This is a genomic window from Marinomonas sp. ATLA20 (assembly GCF_057180105.1).
Window position 1 is genome coordinate 479,084 of the sequence record NZ_JBXUKU010000001.1, and the last position, 16,624, is coordinate 495,707.

At 43.1% G+C, this 16,624-nt stretch carries 16 protein-coding genes; 7 read left to right on the forward strand and 9 right to left on the reverse strand.

Features of this window, described 5'->3' with window-relative positions; all coding sequences use genetic code 11:
• The first annotated feature begins 232 nt into the window (after positions 1–232).
• Both AC2A4J_RS02080 and AC2A4J_RS02085 read left to right on the forward strand, forming a co-directional pair.
• Positions 233–1,471, forward strand: coding sequence for an MFS transporter (locus AC2A4J_RS02080; RefSeq protein ID WP_484174714.1), 1,239 nt, complete (start codon positions 233–235; stop codon positions 1,469–1,471).
• Between the two features lie 126 nt (positions 1,472–1,597).
• Positions 1,598–2,116, forward strand: a complete 519-nt coding sequence (locus AC2A4J_RS02085) for a glycine cleavage system transcriptional repressor (RefSeq protein WP_255827591.1) — start codon at positions 1,598–1,600, stop codon at positions 2,114–2,116.
• Positions 2,117–2,146: 30 nt separating this feature from the next.
• Here the strand turns inward: AC2A4J_RS02085 and AC2A4J_RS02090 are convergent, their stop codons facing one another.
• Genes AC2A4J_RS02090 through AC2A4J_RS02100 form a run of 3 tightly spaced genes read right to left on the reverse strand, consistent with a single transcriptional unit; the run spans position 2,147 to position 6,536 of the window.
• Positions 2,147–3,700: a cryptochrome/photolyase family protein gene (locus AC2A4J_RS02090; RefSeq protein WP_484174715.1), complete on the reverse strand. Its 1,554-nt coding sequence runs from the start codon at positions 3,698–3,700 to the stop codon at positions 2,147–2,149.
• Positions 3,700–5,205 (reverse strand): cryptochrome/deoxyribodipyrimidine photo-lyase family protein, encoded by a 1,506-nt coding sequence (locus tag AC2A4J_RS02095; RefSeq protein WP_484174716.1) that lies wholly within the window; start codon positions 5,203–5,205, stop codon positions 3,700–3,702. The genes AC2A4J_RS02090 and AC2A4J_RS02095 overlap by 1 nt, the downstream gene beginning before the upstream one ends.
• 11 nt (positions 5,206–5,216) lie before the next feature.
• Entirely contained in the window at positions 5,217–6,536 is a 1,320-nt protein-coding gene (locus AC2A4J_RS02100; protein ID WP_484174717.1) for a DASH family cryptochrome, read from the reverse strand.
• A 221-nt stretch (positions 6,537–6,757) separates the two neighbouring features.
• Here AC2A4J_RS02100 and AC2A4J_RS02105 point away from each other — a divergent pair, with 221 nt between their 5' ends.
• Positions 6,758–7,099: a zinc ribbon domain-containing protein YjdM gene (locus AC2A4J_RS02105; protein WP_304941377.1), complete on the forward strand. Its 342-nt coding sequence runs from the start codon at positions 6,758–6,760 to the stop codon at positions 7,097–7,099.
• Between the two features lie 105 nt (positions 7,100–7,204).
• On the opposite strand, the gene AC2A4J_RS02110 is transcribed toward AC2A4J_RS02105, so the two are convergent.
• Together AC2A4J_RS02110 and AC2A4J_RS02115 are read right to left on the reverse strand one after the other, a co-directional pair.
• Positions 7,205–7,483, reverse strand: coding sequence for a DUF3817 domain-containing protein (locus AC2A4J_RS02110; RefSeq protein WP_484174718.1), 279 nt, complete (start codon positions 7,481–7,483; stop codon positions 7,205–7,207).
• Positions 7,484–7,641: 158 nt separating this feature from the next.
• Positions 7,642–8,109: a GNAT family N-acetyltransferase gene (locus AC2A4J_RS02115; protein WP_484174719.1), complete on the reverse strand. Its 468-nt coding sequence runs from the start codon at positions 8,107–8,109 to the stop codon at positions 7,642–7,644.
• 222 nt (positions 8,110–8,331) lie between these two features.
• Here AC2A4J_RS02115 and AC2A4J_RS02120 point away from each other — a divergent pair, with 222 nt between their 5' ends.
• Both AC2A4J_RS02120 and AC2A4J_RS02125 read left to right on the forward strand, forming a co-directional pair.
• Positions 8,332–9,222 carry a GGDEF domain-containing protein gene (locus tag AC2A4J_RS02120; protein WP_484174720.1) on the forward strand — a complete coding sequence of 297 codons (891 nt, stop codon included), beginning with the start codon at positions 8,332–8,334 and terminating at the stop codon, positions 9,220–9,222.
• On the forward strand, positions 9,185–10,240 hold the full coding sequence (locus AC2A4J_RS02125) for a putative bifunctional diguanylate cyclase/phosphodiesterase (protein ID WP_484174721.1): 1,056 nt from the start codon (positions 9,185–9,187) through the stop codon (positions 10,238–10,240). Before AC2A4J_RS02120 ends, AC2A4J_RS02125 begins: the two co-directional genes overlap by 38 nt.
• Positions 10,241–10,247: 7 nt before the next feature.
• On the opposite strand, the gene AC2A4J_RS02130 is transcribed toward AC2A4J_RS02125, so the two are convergent.
• Positions 10,248–10,709: a DUF3237 domain-containing protein gene (locus AC2A4J_RS02130; protein WP_484174722.1), complete on the reverse strand. Its 462-nt coding sequence runs from the start codon at positions 10,707–10,709 to the stop codon at positions 10,248–10,250.
• Positions 10,710–10,944: 235 nt separating this feature from the next.
• Here AC2A4J_RS02130 and AC2A4J_RS02135 point away from each other — a divergent pair, with 235 nt between their 5' ends.
• The gene (locus AC2A4J_RS02135; RefSeq protein WP_484174723.1) at positions 10,945–11,703 is read left to right on the forward strand and encodes a 5'-nucleotidase, lipoprotein e(P4) family; all 759 of its coding nucleotides are present in this window, start codon (positions 10,945–10,947) and stop codon (positions 11,701–11,703) included.
• Between the two features lie 163 nt (positions 11,704–11,866).
• Here the strand turns inward: AC2A4J_RS02135 and AC2A4J_RS02140 are convergent, their stop codons facing one another.
• Positions 11,867–12,121, reverse strand: a complete 255-nt coding sequence (locus AC2A4J_RS02140) for a type II toxin-antitoxin system Phd/YefM family antitoxin (RefSeq protein WP_484174724.1) — start codon at positions 12,119–12,121, stop codon at positions 11,867–11,869.
• A 212-nt stretch (positions 12,122–12,333) separates the two neighbouring features.
• Here AC2A4J_RS02140 and AC2A4J_RS02145 point away from each other — a divergent pair, with 212 nt between their 5' ends.
• The gene (locus tag AC2A4J_RS02145; RefSeq protein WP_484175084.1) at positions 12,334–13,662 is read left to right on the forward strand and encodes an IS4 family transposase; all 1,329 of its coding nucleotides are present in this window, start codon (positions 12,334–12,336) and stop codon (positions 13,660–13,662) included.
• Between the two features lie 34 nt (positions 13,663–13,696).
• Here the strand turns inward: AC2A4J_RS02145 and AC2A4J_RS02150 are convergent, their stop codons facing one another.
• Both AC2A4J_RS02150 and ahpF read right to left on the reverse strand, forming a co-directional pair.
• Positions 13,697–14,827 carry an ankyrin repeat domain-containing protein gene (locus AC2A4J_RS02150; RefSeq protein ID WP_484174725.1) on the reverse strand — a complete coding sequence of 377 codons (1,131 nt, stop codon included), beginning with the start codon at positions 14,825–14,827 and terminating at the stop codon, positions 13,697–13,699.
• A 180-nt stretch (positions 14,828–15,007) separates the two neighbouring features.
• The gene (gene ahpF / locus AC2A4J_RS02155; protein WP_484174726.1) at positions 15,008–16,555 is read right to left on the reverse strand and encodes an alkyl hydroperoxide reductase subunit F; all 1,548 of its coding nucleotides are present in this window, start codon (positions 16,553–16,555) and stop codon (positions 15,008–15,010) included.
• Positions 16,556–16,624: the final 69 nt, after the last annotated feature.

The following is a 16,624-nucleotide window of genomic DNA, read 5'->3' on the forward strand; positions in this document are numbered from 1 at the left end:
TATTGAATATCACTATTTGATACCTGCTGTTAGTTATTTTAATTACGCATTTACTACGAAGTTAGGTATTACTTCTCGTTATATAGAACAGAATATGTTTTTTTATTATACAAGATAGTTATTTTTAAAGAGCCTATTTTCTGAGCTCTACTATTAAGTTTTATATTACATTCCAAAAATGACATTTATAAATATCATCGAAGATCTTATTTAATAATTGAAGGAGTTTGTATTGGGCAGTACGTTTCGATCTTTATCCAACCCGAACTATAGGCTTTGGTTTGGTGGCGCAGTCATTTCTAATATCGGTACTTGGTTACAGCGTACAGCACAGGATTGGATTGTCATCGCAGAGCTATCGGATAAAAATGCATCAGCCGTTGGTCTGGTTGTGTTTCTACAGTTTGCGCCACAAATTCTTTTATTGCCTATCACTGGCTGGACGGCGGATCGAATGGATCGTCGTAAGCTACTTTTCATTACTCAGTGCTTAATGGCAGTGCTAGCTTTGATATTGGGTCTGTTGGTCTTGAGCGGTCATGTCGTACTTTGGCAAGTATGTGCTTGCGCCTTCGCGCTGGGTTGTGTGGCGGCATTTGATGCACCTGCTCGCCATGCTTTTGTTTCAGATATTGTTAGCGAAAAAGAACTATCGAATGCCGTTGGGCTCAATTCCGTGTCGTTTAACTCGGCCCGTTTAGTTGGGCCTGCCATTGCAGGGATATTAATTGCACTGATCGGAACTGGTTGGGTATTCATGATCAATGTGTTGTCTTTTATTCCGTTATTAATCGCTCTACAGACATTTAAGAAACGCCTGCCAGCCGTTGTTCCTGACAATAGTAAGGCTACGCCTGATATGGCGAAGTTTTTAGATGGCTTTCGTTATATTTGGCAACACCGTGAGATGGCCGTGATACTAGTGATGTCCTTCTTGGTCTGCAGTTTGGGAATGAACTTTTCAGTGTATTTGTCAGCGATGACAGTGCATGTATTTCAAGGTCATGCGGATCAATATGGCTTCTTAATTTCAATGATGGCGATTGGCTCTATTTCTGGTGCTATGGTGACGGCAAGTCGTCGTTCTTCACCGTCGTTTCGTTTTATGATTTATGTGGCTGCCATGTTCGCTGTGAGCTGTTTTTTGGTGTCAATCAGTACATCGTTTTGGGCATTTGCCGTGCTGCTTATTTTACTTGGGTTGAGTTTGCAGTTATTCACAACGTCAACGGCGTCTTATATGCAGGTGACAACAGAAAAACGTTACCGTGGACGAGTCATGGCGGTGGTTCTCGCAACAGCGTTGGGAAGTACCGCGCTAGGTGCGCCTTTAGTTGGTTGGATTGCCGACTTTTTTGGTGCCAGATGGGCGATTGGTATGGGCAGTTTTTCAGGTGTTGCGGCCGCGTCGCTGGGCTTTTGGTATTTGCGTAGGCAAACTCGAGCTGAATTAGAAAACAAGGCACTTTAGCGGAATGATAAAACTCTAAATGAATTGCAGTCGTCTAGACCGAGTATTTAGTGTATTTTTTATAAATAGCGTCGCGTAAAGCGGTCACTCTTTTGCATAATTCTAAAAAAATTGATGGAGAACATTATGTCACAGCATCTTGTATTGAGTTTTATCGGAGACGACCGTCCAGGCCTGGTTGAGCGTTTGTCCGATACTATTTCACGTCATCATGGTAATTGGTTAGAAAGCCGTATGGCGCATCTTGCGGATAAATTTGCCGGTATTTTAACCTTGTCTGTGCCCTTGGAACATCAAGAGGCACTGGTTGATGCACTGCGTAATTTTGAACAGCTTGGTTTGCATGTCACCGTTGAGTTGGCAAATAAGAAAGCGACAGAAGGATCGACCTTGTCACTGTCTGTTGTTGGCAATGATCGACCAGGTATTGTTAAAGAAGTTTCCCAAGTACTGCATTCATTGATGGTTAACGTCAAAGAGCTTACGACCACTTGTGAACCAGCTCCGATGAGTTCTGACATGCTGTTTAAAACTGATATGGTATTGGCTGTTCCCAAAGATTTGCCGTTATCAGAACTTGAAGTGGCACTAGAAAAAATCAGTAGTGATTTAATGGTGGAGCTATCAGTTAATCAATTTGCTTAATAAATATCACTATTTAAGCGGCTGATGGATTTACAGCGATTCGATGTTTTTTAAGCACCATTCCGCTCTATGTAAGACGGCGCTTTTTTGGGCGTCGTCTTGTTTGTCCCAGTTGCCGTAAATCATGCCAATGCGATGGTTTTTCGCAAGGCGTTCTCGATGCTTGATCATAAAGCGCCAGTATAAGCTGTTCAGTGGGCAAGATTCTTCGCTGGTTTTCTCTTTTACCTTGTAATGGCAATCACCACAGTAGTCGCTCATTTTCTGCATGTAGCTGCCACTGGCTGCATAAGGTTTGGAAGCAATCCAACCGCCATCGGCGAATTGGCTCATGCCACGGGTGTTGGGCAATTCCACCCATTCCAATGCATCCACGTAAACCCCCAAATACCATTCGTCGACCTGCTCGGGCTGAATCTCAGTTAACATGCAGAAGTTCCCCGTGATCATCAAACGCTGAATGTGATGGGCATACGCGTAAGTGAGAGATTGCCCTATGGCGCTGGCAAGGCACTTCATTTTGGTTTGTCCGTTCCAGAAATAACTGGGTAGATCTCGCTCGGCGTTTAGTTCGTTCTGTTGTTGATAATCCGGCATATTGATCCAATAAATGCCGCGCACATATTCTCGCCAACCAAGAATTTGTCGAACAAAGCCTTCTATTTGAGCAATGTCGATATTATTGTTTTCTCGATACGCTGAAATAGCCATTTTGATCACATGCTTTGGGCTAATCAATTTGGCGTTAAGCGCAAACGATAAACGCGAATGGTACAAGCTCCAGCTGTGGGGCGTTTGATTTGTCATGGCGTCTTGAAAGCGACCAAAGTTCGGTAACAAGTGATCACAGAAAAAGGCCAATAAATTCAGTGCGTCTTGGCTGGTAACAGGCCAAAGTAAACTGGATTCAGCGTCACCCATTGAAGGGATATTGTGTCGCTCGATGCGCTCAAGTAAATGTGTTACGTCATGCTGAAAGCACAAGGGCGCTGGAATGTCGTCCAGATCTTGAGCTTTGAGTTTATTGCGATTGGCGATGTCATAGTTCCATTGGCCGCCTTCAGGTTGTCTTTCATCGGCCATTAGAATATTAAAACGTTGGCGCATTTTGCGGTAAAAATGTTCCATGCGAACGGTACTTTTTGCTTGAAAAAAGCGAGGAATATCGTTGAAGGGTAATAAGAAATGCTCGCTATCAACCATGCTAAATATTGGCTTTGAGTGATTGGTGATTAGCTGATGATATTGCTGTAGCACACGAAATTCATCAGGTCGTTGCAGTTCTACGTGGTCAATCTGATGTTGCTCAGTAAGGCTGAATATTACGGCATCTAAGCTTTTTTCCTGAGTGTCATCTAAGGTGAGATAACATACTTCATGGCCGTGTTCTTTGAGCGCACTGGCAAAGCGCTCCATGGCAAGGAAGAACGCACAGAGTTTCTGAATGTGATGTGTGACATAAGTGGCTTCTGGGTGGAGCTCTGCGATCAAATACAGTACACCTTGATCTTGTTCTTTGAACCAAGAATGGGCTGAATTAAGTTGATCACCAAGAATAACGCGCAGCGTGTGAAATGGCTTCATTAGGGCGTCCTTACTTTCGATGGTCTGGATTTTTTCTGACTATTCGAACGCACATGGGTCGCTAAAATACGTTGTTTTTCTTGTTGTACATTTGGCTGTTCACGATATCCCCAGAGTCGATCACGGGCTGCTTTTGCGGCTTCTTTAAGGCTGACAATGGGCGCAGGATAGTTTTCTCCAACGTTGAATTGATACAAGGCTTCCTCCATCGGCGACATTTCCCAAGGAGAGTGTATCAATGGGGCAGGCACTTCGGCCAATTCCGGTATCCAGCGACGGATAAATTCGCCATCTGGATCTTGGTCTTGAGCTTGCTTTACTGGGTTGTAAATTCGAATGGCATTGGTTCCAGTAACGCCAGCCTGCATTTGAAATTGTGGGTAGTGAATCCCTGGCTCAAAATCGAGAAACAGCCTTGCTAGGTGATGCACGCCTAATCGCCAATCAATATTTAGATGATGGCATAAAAAGCTCACCAGCATGGCACGCATACGAAAGTTGATGTACCCCGTTTGGTACAAGGCTCGCATGCAAGCATCAATGATAGGATAGCCTGTTTGGCCTTGTTGCCAAGCGAGTAAATCGGCCTCGACCTGATCATCCTGTCGATAAGGAAAATCGTCATAAGCACGATTAACTGGGTGGCATTCCATGCGGCATTCGCTTTCAAATTTTTGCATGAAATGGCAGTGCCAATGTAATCGAGAGCTCAGTGCGATGAGGGTACGCTTCCAACCAGCCGTGTTCCAACGAGACAGCAGGTCTTGATAGACTTCTCTGATACTGATATTCCCCCAAGCGAGGTAGGGAGAAAGCCGAGTGCAGGCAGAGCGGCTGCTAAGAGGGCTGGAAATAGAACGATAATAGTTTTTCCCTCGCCCTTCATAAAAACTCTCTAAGGTTTTCCAAGCCAGCGTAGGGCCGCCCGTTTGGATACCTTTTTGTGGTGTTTGCCATGAGGTTGGAATCGAAGGCCATTGAGTCTGTATGTCGTACCAGGTTATCGCTTCAAGGTTGATGTCGGCTAAAGGAGCACGCATGATAGTTTGCCAATCATCATCCCAGTTCTTTCTGTTATCTAGTGGTCGTATCACCGCACCAGTTGGTGATTCATGCCAGTATATAGTTTGTTTCTGACACCAAGATTTAACCGCTATATCACGCTCAAAGGTGCGCCCAATGCCAATTTCTTCACTACTGAATAATTTATCAAACTGCGTTGTGTCATGGAGCGCTTCGAGAGCAGATAAGGCTTCTTGCCAAACGATATGTATGTGACCGCCATGCTCGGCAAGCTGGTGATTCATATCCTCTAAGGATTGCCAAACAAAACGCCAGTGGCGCTCGCTGTAATGCGGATCAGCGATAAGGTTAGGTTCAAAGATGTATAGCAGAATAATGGGTCTGTTCTGCGCAATGGCCGATGCAAGGGGCAGATGATCGCTCAAGCGCAAATCTCTCTTAAGCCAAACGACAACGGGTTTTACAGCAATATCCTCAGTCATCCAGTGGTCGCTCATCTGGCCGGATAAATTGGCCAGTCGGCCGCGTCGACCGAATCCAGTTGTGTATCATAGACTTGGCCTTGCCATTTATGAGTAAAATGCCGATTTGGGTCGTATTGTTCGCTTTGTCTTTGCAAATTGAAATGACGGCCGCCTCTAGGGTCCGCTCCGACGCCCGCGATGTATTGCCAGTTGCCCCAGTTTGGGCCGACGCTGTAATCGATCAGTTGTTCTTCAAAATACGCCGCGCCATAACGCCAATCGATGCCTAATTCATAGATCAAGCAGCTGGCAACAATTTGGCGGCCACGATTGCTCATAAAACCAGTTTCATTAAGCTGTTTCATACAAGCGTTAACGATAGGGTAAGGCGTATTACCTTGGCTCCATTTTCGAAAACGCTCAGCGTAATAACTTCCTTGGTTTTGCTTTCCTGTTAAGCCGCTCGGCAAGAAAAGTTGTTTACCATAACGCGTTGCATACCAATGGAAATATTCGCGCCAGAGTAGCTCGAAATAGATCCAATAAGTGGATTCGCTTGCGCCATGATCTCGCTCGTAAACGTCGATACTGGCTTTAATTTGCCTAGCTGACAAACTGCCTTGTGCCAACCATGGTGAAAACTTGGTGGAGTTTTCCCAACCATCTAACTCGTTACGAGTTTCTTTATAACGACTTGGCAAATTGGTCGAGAAATAATCGCTTAGCTGATCAATTGCGGCTTGCTCCCCGCCAGTAAACGCACTTTCGTCTTCTATATTCTTAAGCCTCCAAGGACGAATTCGCTGAATATCAAAAACGGGGGCTGGTGGTAGTTTTTGCAATGCAGGTAAAGGGGGGAAAACATCTATGTTTTCAACTAAGCGACGGAATTTCGAAAATGAATCCGGCAATTTTGCTATATCAAATGGCAGTTGAGAGGGCGTAAATAGACTCAAACCGTGATCCAGATGAACGCGCACGTCAGGATATCGGTTGGCGATGCGTTTTAGTGTTTGTTGTTCGTCCCAGCCGCCGTGGTGGTTGCGGTACAGATGGGCAATTGGTACTTCATTGAGTAATATATTTAAACTGGTGGCGGCATCTAACGTGCTTATAAATAACGTTTGCCCCAAGGCTTGTAATTGCAATGCTAGATTCTGGAGGCCTTGATCTAAAAAACGACGACGATTGGCCGACATGCCTTGTGTTGCATAGCGACTAGGGCGATTGTTATGGGGCTCGTCGCAATAAAGGCAAACAAGATAATCGACCTCTTGCGCGGCTCTGCGTAGCATATTCTGATCCGCGCAGCGCAAATCATCTCCAAACCAAACAACACCCAACTTCATTGCATCTTCCTATCTATATTGTGTCAATTAACCTTAGTACGTATTTAAGAGAATATTGGTTTAATTAAGGTGCAAATTTGTTTTGTCCTGATTACGTGGGATGATTTTGTTGAACAACAGAAAGTTTTTACGGAATTTTTTGCTGGCAGACAAAAACCATAACGAAAATAGGGTTATAATGCGCAAAATTTTCCTGTTTACGTTAGAAGGTAGTGATAAATATGAGTCTTCCAAATTGCCCAAAATGCGATTCCACTTATGTATATGAAGATCAAGCTATGTTGATCTGTCCTGAGTGCGCGCATGAATGGAATCCGAATGAAGTTGTGGTCGATGAAGATGCTCTTATTATCAAAGACATGGGCGGTAACTTATTGCAAGAAGGCGATAAAGTGACGTTGGCGAAAGATCTTAAAGTCAAAGGCTCTTCTCAAGTACTAAAAATCGGCACCAAAGCGACTATTAAGCGTTTTGTAGATGGCGACCATGACATCGATTGCAAAATAGATGGCGGTGGCGAGATGATGCTAAAATCTCAGTTTGTGAAGAAGTCATCTGTTTAAGCTGGATTGACCTCTTATTTGAGATCTGAGCAATAACATTGAAAGCAGAGAAGAAGATTGTCTTTTTCTCTGCTTTTTTATTGCCTCTATGCCTTGAGAAGGGGCTCATTTGTACTTGTTTAAGATTTTCGCTTTAAAAATATAACTACCGAATGGTATCAAGGACGCCGCAAACCCTATCAAAGCGTGTTTTGAAGAAACCCCATATCGAGAGATACTTAACATCAAAAGAATGTTAAACAAAATAAACAACCCACCATGAATCGGGCCAATAACGCTCACATACTCTGGCATATCCATCAGGCGTTTCAATGGCACGGCAATGAAGAGCAGCAATAGAAGCGACGTGCCTTCTAAAATGGAGATAAATCGTAACATTTTCATACTATGTCTCTTTTATTGAAGTGTGTTGAAAGAATGTATTCAGCGCTAATCAGACCCCAGAATAGCATTTTAATTTCATTCTAAGGTCGGATATTTAAGGTGTGGAATAATGCAGGCAGAGGCATTAAGTGTGAGAACCTGCACAGTTTTTTTCTTCCCTATTCAAACTTAAGAGCCATCACTGCTTTCTCGACACCTTTGTCATTCAATCTGTGTATCACTTCAAAATCACGCTTTAAATACAGGTCAATATTGTGTTGTTCGCATTGCAAGTACAGAGCAGAAATACCTAGGTTTTTAGCATGATCTAAGGTGTGTTGAAGAATAGTGCAGGAATGACCTTGCCCACGTTTATCAGTTGGGACAAAAACACCACCGAGCCAATGCTTGTAATCGGGAAATTCAGGATGTTCATGGAACTTCAGTTCTGCCACAGCCAGCAGCTCGTTATGGTCATGTAAGACAAAAGATAGGGGAAGACTCTCTCTGCTTTGTGCCATTGCTGTGACTTTTATCAGAATATCGTCGAGCGAACGGTTAGGTGATAAATGCCCCCATTCATTGAAATACCATTGGGCGATAGCGGGAATAAATTGTTTTTCGTCAGCTAGAAATGAGACTTTCATCATTGTCCCTAATATTTTTTAACGTTTGGTTGTTTATGAGAAGGAAGAAAGATTCACCCTTGCTCATTGAAAAGCTCGATCGCTTACAAAAGTCATCTTTTTTCATCTGTTGTGGCAGAACCTCTAAGTATATGATGAATGAAAGTGATATGGATGTTAACTATTATGGTCCAGTCCAACAGTCTCCTCGATGCTATACCTGTTAGATATTAGAGCGATCTTATGACCCAAAAAAATATTGATAAAGTCATTCAAGTAGAAGCAAATCGGCTGCTTTATAGTCCACTGTCTATTGGTCTTATAATTATACTTATTACGAGTGCCGCTTTAGTTTTTGGTTTTGAAATAAGTACCAACCAAAATCAAAAAGTTATTTGGTGGCTGGTAATGGTCATTTTAGTCGCTTTTCGTTTTATATTAGGTAGGAAATATAAAAAACGTATATCCAAAGAGCCAAAATACGATTTATATTTATTTTCTCTTGGTGCAATCGCTACTGCACTGATGTGGTCTTTTTATACCATATATTTTTACGATCAGGCGAGTGACCTTGAATTGACGGCTACTATGGTCATTGTAGCGAGTTTTGCTAGTGGTTCGGCGAGCATTTTGTCTGCCAATAAATCGCTGTCTATTACGTATATTATTATCTTAGTTTTGCCTTATTCAGTATTACTTAATTTTTCAACCGTGCCTTCATATCAAACACTTGGTTGCTTAGGTTTTTTCTTTCTTATGTCTATTGTGTTATCCGCTTATAAGTCAGCTGAATTTACCAAAGGCGCTATTGCTATAAAGCACCAACACGATCAACTTTTGTCCGAAATGGAGCAAAAAGTCGAAGAAAGAACACAAGCCTATATTACTCTTTCTAATACGGATGCGCTTACAGGTCTTTTTAATCGTAAGGCATTTTTAGAGATGCTGAATAGTCTGATTGAAGATGAACCAGAACAAAAATTGGCTATTTTGTTTATCGACCTAGATGGTTTTAAGGGGATTAATGACACGTTAGGTCATGAAGTGGGAGATCAGGTTCTAACCATGGCGGCAACACGTATTCAAAACTTCAACAGTGAATCTAAGCTTGTTTGTCGTTGGGGGGGGGGATGAGTTCCTTGTTGTATTGCCTCATGAGATTATTGTACAAACCTCTACTTTTGCCCAAGCGTTGATTGAAAAAATATCAGAGCCTTATTTTGATCATAACTATCGAGTGACAATTGGTGCCACTATTGGTATCTCGATTTATCCAGAACACAGCCAGCGTAAAGAGGTGTTAATTCAGCATGCTGATATGGCGATGTATCAACAAAAGCGCCATGCACAGGGCAGTGTAGGTTATTTTAATGAGACTTTGCGTTTGCAACTACAGCGTGAATTTAATTTACGAGACCAATTAATTACAGCGATTGATAGAGAGGAGTTAAGACTTGTTTATCAGCCGATTGTGAACGCTAAAACAGGAAAATCGGACGCCTTTGAAGCCTTACTGCGCTGGAATAGCGCTTTTGGACCAATAGCACCAGATCAATTTATTCCTATAGCCGAGCAATATGGCCAGATAAAAAGCATTGGTTTGTGGGTGCTAGAGCAAGCGTGTCAACAAGCGAAGAAATTTCAACTCATATCTCCGAATCTGACTATGTGCGTCAATGTCTCTGTGGCACAGTTTCAAGATGAGGATTTTGTCGAGCAAATTTCGAATATCTTCCAAAAATATGATTTTGCCCCTTCCGGCTTGAATATTGAAATCACCGAGTCTTTTTTCGCTTCGGATAAACAGGGGTTAATGCAGAAAATTAAAGCATTGCAGGAAATGGGCGTACAGATTTCTATTGATGACTTTGGTACGGGTTATTCTTCCCTTTCTTCGATGCAAGATATGGGCGTCGACATCGTTAAAATTGATAAAAGCTTTGTTGATACCATACAAGGCAGCGGGCTCAGCATTATTACTGCCGTACTGCTTATCGCCAAAGAGTTAAATTATCAGGTGGTGGTAGAAGGGGTCGAGACAGAAGAGCAAGCCAATGTCTTACGAGATCTTAATGTCACCTATTTGCAAGGCTACTACTTTTCTCGACCCATCGAGTCAGAACAAGCGTTAGAGTATTTGGAAGCGTTGTAACTTTTATCTAACAGACTTCAAAAATTTGTAATTCCACTGATGTGGGCTTGCGAACACCGACGCCGATAAAAACTCGCTCGGTAATCCACTGAAAGCGCTCTGAACTGGTTTCAAATTTGGGGACACTGCGAAAATACACGTCTTTTGGGTCTACGAGCTCGCCGTCTTTGATCTTTTGAGTTATTTCAGCAGACGCTACACGCATTGCTTCATTATGGATGTAAATGCGTTCACCTTGGTCTGTTTCAAAGGCGTAGCGAGCATCTAAGTGAGACATTCTTGGTGAAACAATTAGCTGGTAATCGGCACCACCGCCAAGCACCTTGCCTTGCCAGCCGTCACCGGTGACTTTGCCGCCTAGGATAGGAATGATGCGACGTTCGCCGTGAAGGGTTTTACCAATCTCTTGCGGTGCGGCCACCTCGATTTCTAACGTCGCAAAATGTTTAAGCTCTGGTGCTGTGATCATGGATTACCTCATATTTTTATTGTGTGAGTGCTATGGAAGTAGTGTCAAATAATGTACCACTTTACATTAGAGTCTCGCGATGATTTTCCCCTAATGCCTTTGTTGTTTTAAATGAAGTCTATGTCCAAATTGCGTAGATATGAAACGAATAGGTTTGAGCTGTAATTAAATTGGCGTTTAATAAAAAAATATGTCACCTTATCTACCCATAAACAAAAAAGGAGTAGTTCGTTTTATGAAAAAAATTACCACCTCTTTACTCGTAGCGTTACCTTTATTGAGCAGTAATGCCGCGTTTTCAGCAGACCAAGACGTTGTTTGTAAAGCAAAAGAGTACAACATGGCATTGCGTTATCAGCAGCAGTCTGCCGAAGTGATGGCGCTGCAGTTGCAGGCATACCAGTTTGCGACACAGCGTATTATTCAGCTTTTAGCGAATCATCACTCGGATAAAAAGCCTGCTGTGGTGTTGGATTTGGATGAAACAGTGATAGATAACACTCCGTTATTAGTTCGTGATGTAAATAATTGTCACGATTATACTTCTTGGGATACGTGGAGTGATTGGGAGAAAAAAGGCGAACCGACCTTGATTCCAGGTGCAAAAGATTTTATCGATTTTGTCACGCAGCAAGGCGTGAAAATCTACTATATCTCGGATCGTTTTCAAGAGAACAAAGCCGATACACTTAAGACGCTGAAAAAACTGAACCTGCCTCAAGTGGCTAGTGATAATGTGCTGCTTTATACCGAGTCGAAAGAGTCTCGTCGTGAGATTGCCCGTAAAAATCACGATATTATTATGTTAATTGGTGACAGCCTGCATGATTTTGCTGCTGAATTTAAAAACAAAGAATCGACAGATTACCAACGCGGCTTAGTTGCCAAAGAAGCCAAGCATTTTGGTAACGATTGGATCGTTATGCCTAATGCCTCCTATGGCTCTTGGTCGAAGTCAGAGCTAAAAGCATGGGATGAAAAAGCCGCAAAATAATGCGGTCTTAAATTCTGAAAAGCCAATACAGATTGACGTTTGTATTGGCTTTATCGCATTCGTCTTTTAGTAATGATAACGACACTGGACGATATACGGGGTCTTCTTATTTTTTTGCTGCCAGTAAAGATATCTTTTTATGCATTTCCCGCCCAAGATAATATCATTCCTCAATCCGTTCCCTTGTCTGTGTTTTGCCTGCTTCCACTTCGGCAATGGCTTCGTTTAAACGAGAGGCATTTTTTGGACTTGCCATCAAATAGGCCGTTTCTTCATACGCTTGAAAGTCTTCCAAACTAATAAGTACAGCCGGTTTGCCGCCCTGACGAGTAATGAGAATGGGCTTGTGATCGTCATTTACTTTATCAAATGTGCTAGCAAGGTTTGCTTTAAAAGCTGAGTAACTTAGCGTATCCATTAAATATTCCTTCAAGTAAGTACTTGTACTTGTACTTAATTCCAGAACACAATAAAACCGCTATCTAGTTAAGTTAGATGGCGGCTCAAGTTTTGTTTATGTTGGTCAGAAAAGGGGGGTTAACAACTAATGCTGTTCACTTAAGGGTTGAATTTAATTGAATAGCCTCAGAAAATCCGATTAAGCTTTCTTAATCGGATTTTTTTGTGTCTATTCAGCAGTTACTTCTTAGTATAGATGAGCTCCACTCCTTCTCAGATCATTCAACCTTCACTCAGAATGTTCCCGTTGAGTGGATTGAGTCCGCATTAACCCTTTCCTCAAGCGCAAGCATCAGGCGACGACGCTTACCCGAAGACCAAGTGCTTTGGTTGGTACTAGGGATGGCTCTTTTTCGGGATGAAGCGATTGAAGAAGTGGCTAGGCGCTTAAATATCTGTTCAGAAGGCTTAGCATCAAAACAACTTCTTGCCAAGAGTGGCGTATCTCAAGCGAGACAGCGACTTGGTTCAGATCCTATGCAGTGGCTTTTCCAGCGTACAGGTGAGCATTGGGCCAATGAACGATTTGCTCAAGATGATTGGCAAGGACTGCAAGTATTCGCAATAGATGGTGTCGTTTTTCGCACCCCAGACACACCAGAATTACGAGAGCACTTCGGTAGTGCCAGCAATACAAGGGGCAAGCAAAGCGCCTATCCGTTATTGCGCTGTGTTGCTCTGATGAATACGCACTCCCACGTTATTTTAGATGCTCAGGTAGACATTTACCGCAAAGGTGAAACGCCATTAGCAGAAGCGGTGTTAGATAAGATCCCAGATCGCAGTATTACACTCTTGGATCGGAATTTTTGGAGTGCCAATCTCATGCATGCGTTGATGAATGGGGGAAAAGAACGGCATTGGTTAATCCCCAAACGCAGCAATACTGTGTATGAGGTCATTGAAGAATATGGTGAAGGAGATGCATTATGGGGTATGAAAGTCTCCCCACAAGCCCGCAAGAAGAATGCTAATCTTCCTGAATATTGGGATGTACGAGCCATAACTTATGACGTCCAAGGAAAAGCCAAGACGGTACTGACATCACTTCCTATCAGCGACTACCCAGCGGATAAGATTGCTCAACTGTACCATCAGCGCTGGGAAATTGAATTAGGGTTTCGTGACATCAAATCCTCTATGCTCAACAACGCCATTACGTTGCGCAGTAAGAAAATCGATTTAATCTATCAAGAAATGTGGGGGATGTTACTGGCCTACAATATCGTGCGTCGAGAGGCGAGTCATGCGGCCGCATCACATGGTCAACGAGCGAGCGATGTGCGTTTTAAAATGGCGTTTACTTTTATTGCTTCCAATTTGATCGTGATGGCTGCGGCTAAGCCAGAATCGAAGACAGGAATGCGTCTTAAGGAGTTAAGGTCTGGGGTGTGTAATTTGTTTTTAGAGCGAAAGACAGCGAGGCCTAGTCGGCCTCGCATGGTAAAGCAATCAAAGACGAGATATCCGGTATCTCGTAATGCTGTTCCGCTTAAGTGAACAGCATTAGGGTTAACAACCGTTTTTTCTTTCCTTAATAGAGGCCGCCAGCGCCAATGGCACCCATTACATCCAGTATCGAGCCACCGAAGGAGCCGCCACTGTCTTGGTTTTGCTGTGCCTGCTGCTGTAGTGCTCTTTGTTGATTCATGGCTACTTGTTTTTCACGTAGAACTTTAATTTGAGCAAATTTGCCTTTAAAGCTTTCAGGGGTATAACCATCTGCATTTTTGTGTGTTGGGTCTGCCCCTAAATCAATCAAAGTTGCAGCTAATATATTCCGATCAAAAAACTCGGCGTTATGCAGAGGAGTCATACTTTTTGTTTCGTATAGATATGAACCAGAAACGTTAAAGCCAACAATGACTGGAGTGTTATGGGTTATATTAACGTCTGCTCCATATTTCACCAGTATTCTAGCTCTTTCAGAAGACTGCACTTCATCGAGGTAGTTTCCAAGTTCGGTGAGAAACATACACTTTCCGTGGACACAAGAATATCGCATGTTCGCGTCTAGGCCATTTTCGAGTAAAGCGGTTAATAAATTGTTTGTTGTAGACGTGAATACTGACTCATAAAGAGGAGAGCCATATTCAGGTAATTTGTTTGGGTCGCCACCCATATCTATTATTTTTTGTACTGCAATAGCGGTATTTTTCCCATCACGAAAGGTTGGGGCCGGGTTTTTTAGCATAAAAAAGTGCACACTTGGGTAATATGAAATTGTTGAAACGATGTAATGTAAGCAATTGGTGTAGTTCGGAATGTCGTCTGGATAGTGCTCTAATAGAAACTCCATAATCTCAAATTCAGCAACGCCACACGCCAGCTCTGCCGCAGGGATATTGACCGGCGTTCTTTCCCATTCACCACTTGATCCTGAAAACCATATAGATACTTTGTGAGCAGCGTTAATACTAGATAAATATTTCACTGCGTCTAGGTTTCTATTATAGATGGCAGCTTCCATAGCATTAGAATACTCAATAAAGCCAGTTTGTACTATTTTAGATGTTGTAATGTAAGGGCTGTCTCTATGGCTTTTTAACACAGCCATATCATTGTTTTCTATCCCATGAATTATAATGTCTGAATCTTTCTGAACTTGTCCTGCACAACCAGATAACACAATTAGAAGTAGACTAAGGCTAAATAAGCGACTCATAACGAATACTCTTTGTAAGCTATAAGGGTTAAATGTGTACTTAATATTTAATCAGTATAGGTTACGCATGGTGCTCTCTCTACCCTCATTTGGGGGTTAAGTTTTTTTATTGATTCTAGAACACAAAAAACCGCCATCCAGCTAAGCCAGAGGGCGGTTTATATAACTCTAGTTGTTTGCTTAGTTACGAATCAAGTAATCAAATGCGCCTAGAGCTGCGGTTGCGCCGCCACCCATGGAGATGATGATTTGCTTGTAAGGTGTTGTCGTAACATCGCCTGCTGCGAATACACCTGGAATAGAGGTTTCACCGTGGGCGTTGATGACGATTTCGCCTCTGTTCGTTAACTCCAACGTGTCTTTTAAGAACTCGCTGTTTGGTACCAAGCCGATTTGTACGAAGATCCCCGCCACGTCCACAAGGTGTGATTCGTCGGTTAAGCGATCTGTGTATTTTAAACCAATAACGCGCTGACCATCGCCGATTACTTCGGTTGTCATAGCATTTTTGATGATAGTAACGTTTGGCAATGAGTTAGCTTTTTTCACCAATACATCGTCGGCGCGCAAGGTGTCGGCAAATTCAAACACGGTCACGTGTTCTGTGATACCCGCCAAGTCTATTGCCGCTTCGATACCTGAGTTACCACCACCAATAACCGCGGTTCTTTTGCCTTTGAACAATGGGCCGTCACAGTGTGGGCAGTAAGCTACACCCTTGTTACGGTATTCTTGCTCGCCCGGTACGTTCATTTCTCTCCAACGTGCGCCAGTGGCTAACACAACGGATTTACTTTTTAGTATTGCACCGTTTTCCAATTCTACTTCGATGAATTCTTTCTTCTCTAGGCGAACGGCTTTTTGCAGCTTCATTAGGTCAACATCGTAATCCAATACGTGTTGTTCAAGGCCGGCGACCAATTTCGGGCCGTCGGTGGCTTTCACAGAAATGAAGTTTTCAATCGCCATGGTGTCACTGACTTGTCCACCAAAACGTTCAGCGACGACGCCTGTTCGGATGCCTTTACGAGCTGCATAAATGGCTGCGGCTGCGCCTGCTGGACCGCCACCAACAACGAGCATGTCGTAAGGTGCTTTTTCTGCTAACTCGGCCGCTTGTTTGTCTGCTGCGCCTGTATCTACTTTGTTGATTATCTCTGCCAGTGTCATGCGACCTTGGCCAAAGAGTTCGCCATTTAGGTACACAGATGGCACGGCCATGATGTTGCGTTCGTTTACTTCGTCTTGGAATAAAGAGCCATCGATCATGGTCGCGGTAATGTTAGGGTTTAATACCGCCATTAAGTTAACGGCTTGCACAACGTCTGGACAGTTGTGGCAAGAGAGGGAAATGTACACCTCAAAGTTCAATTTAGATGTTAGAGACTTAATTTGTTCTAGGGTCTCTTGTGCCGCTTTGGATGGGTGACCACCCGCTTGTAATAGAGCGAGTACGAGAGAGGTAAACTCGTGGCCCATTGGGATGCCTGCAAAGCGCACACGTGCTGCTTCGCCTTTTGGCGCAATGGCCATTTGCGGCGCACGACCTTGTGAATTTGCATCAACCGTTAGGGTAATTTTGTCGCTTTTAAGCTCGGTAATTTCGCGAGCTAATTCAAGTAATTCTTCTGATTTTGCTGAACCGTTTGTGGACACAGTAATTTCAATCGGATTAACGATATTTTGCAGGTATGTGCCCAACTGCTGTTTTAAGTTTGCTTCTAACATGATGATGAAACCTGTTTGATTGAGTGATTTACTGTGTTGAAGAGCTGTGTTTTCTTCTAGCGTGGAGAG

What these genes read in the sequence shown, in the direction of transcription:
- AC2A4J_RS02085 (WP_255827591.1), top strand. Translation starts at nt 1,598, where the DNA reads ATGTCACAGCATCTTGTATTGAGTTTTATCGGAGACGACCGTCCAGGC.
- AC2A4J_RS02090 (WP_484174715.1), bottom strand. Translation starts at nt 3,700, where the DNA reads ATGAAGCCATTTCACACGCTGCGCGTTATTCTTGGTGATCAACTTAAT.
- AC2A4J_RS02095 (WP_484174716.1), bottom strand. Translation starts at nt 5,205, where the DNA reads ATGACTGAGGATATTGCTGTAAAACCCGTTGTCGTTTGGCTTAAGAGA.
- AC2A4J_RS02100 (WP_484174717.1), bottom strand. Translation starts at nt 6,536, where the DNA reads ATGAAGTTGGGTGTTGTTTGGTTTGGAGATGATTTGCGCTGCGCGGAT.
- AC2A4J_RS02105 (WP_304941377.1), top strand. Translation starts at nt 6,758, where the DNA reads ATGAGTCTTCCAAATTGCCCAAAATGCGATTCCACTTATGTATATGAA.
- AC2A4J_RS02110 (WP_484174718.1), bottom strand. Translation starts at nt 7,483, where the DNA reads ATGAAAATGTTACGATTTATCTCCATTTTAGAAGGCACGTCGCTTCTA.
- AC2A4J_RS02115 (WP_484174719.1), bottom strand. Translation starts at nt 8,109, where the DNA reads ATGAAAGTCTCATTTCTAGCTGACGAAAAACAATTTATTCCCGCTATC.
- AC2A4J_RS02120 (WP_484174720.1), top strand. Translation starts at nt 8,332, where the DNA reads ATGACCCAAAAAAATATTGATAAAGTCATTCAAGTAGAAGCAAATCGG.
- AC2A4J_RS02130 (WP_484174722.1), bottom strand. Translation starts at nt 10,709, where the DNA reads ATGATCACAGCACCAGAGCTTAAACATTTTGCGACGTTAGAAATCGAG.
- AC2A4J_RS02135 (WP_484174723.1), top strand. Translation starts at nt 10,945, where the DNA reads ATGAAAAAAATTACCACCTCTTTACTCGTAGCGTTACCTTTATTGAGC.
- AC2A4J_RS02140 (WP_484174724.1), bottom strand. Translation starts at nt 12,121, where the DNA reads ATGGATACGCTAAGTTACTCAGCTTTTAAAGCAAACCTTGCTAGCACA.
- AC2A4J_RS02150 (WP_484174725.1), bottom strand. Translation starts at nt 14,827, where the DNA reads ATGAGTCGCTTATTTAGCCTTAGTCTACTTCTAATTGTGTTATCTGGT.
- ahpF (WP_484174726.1), bottom strand. Translation starts at nt 16,555, where the DNA reads ATGTTAGAAGCAAACTTAAAACAGCAGTTGGGCACATACCTGCAAAAT.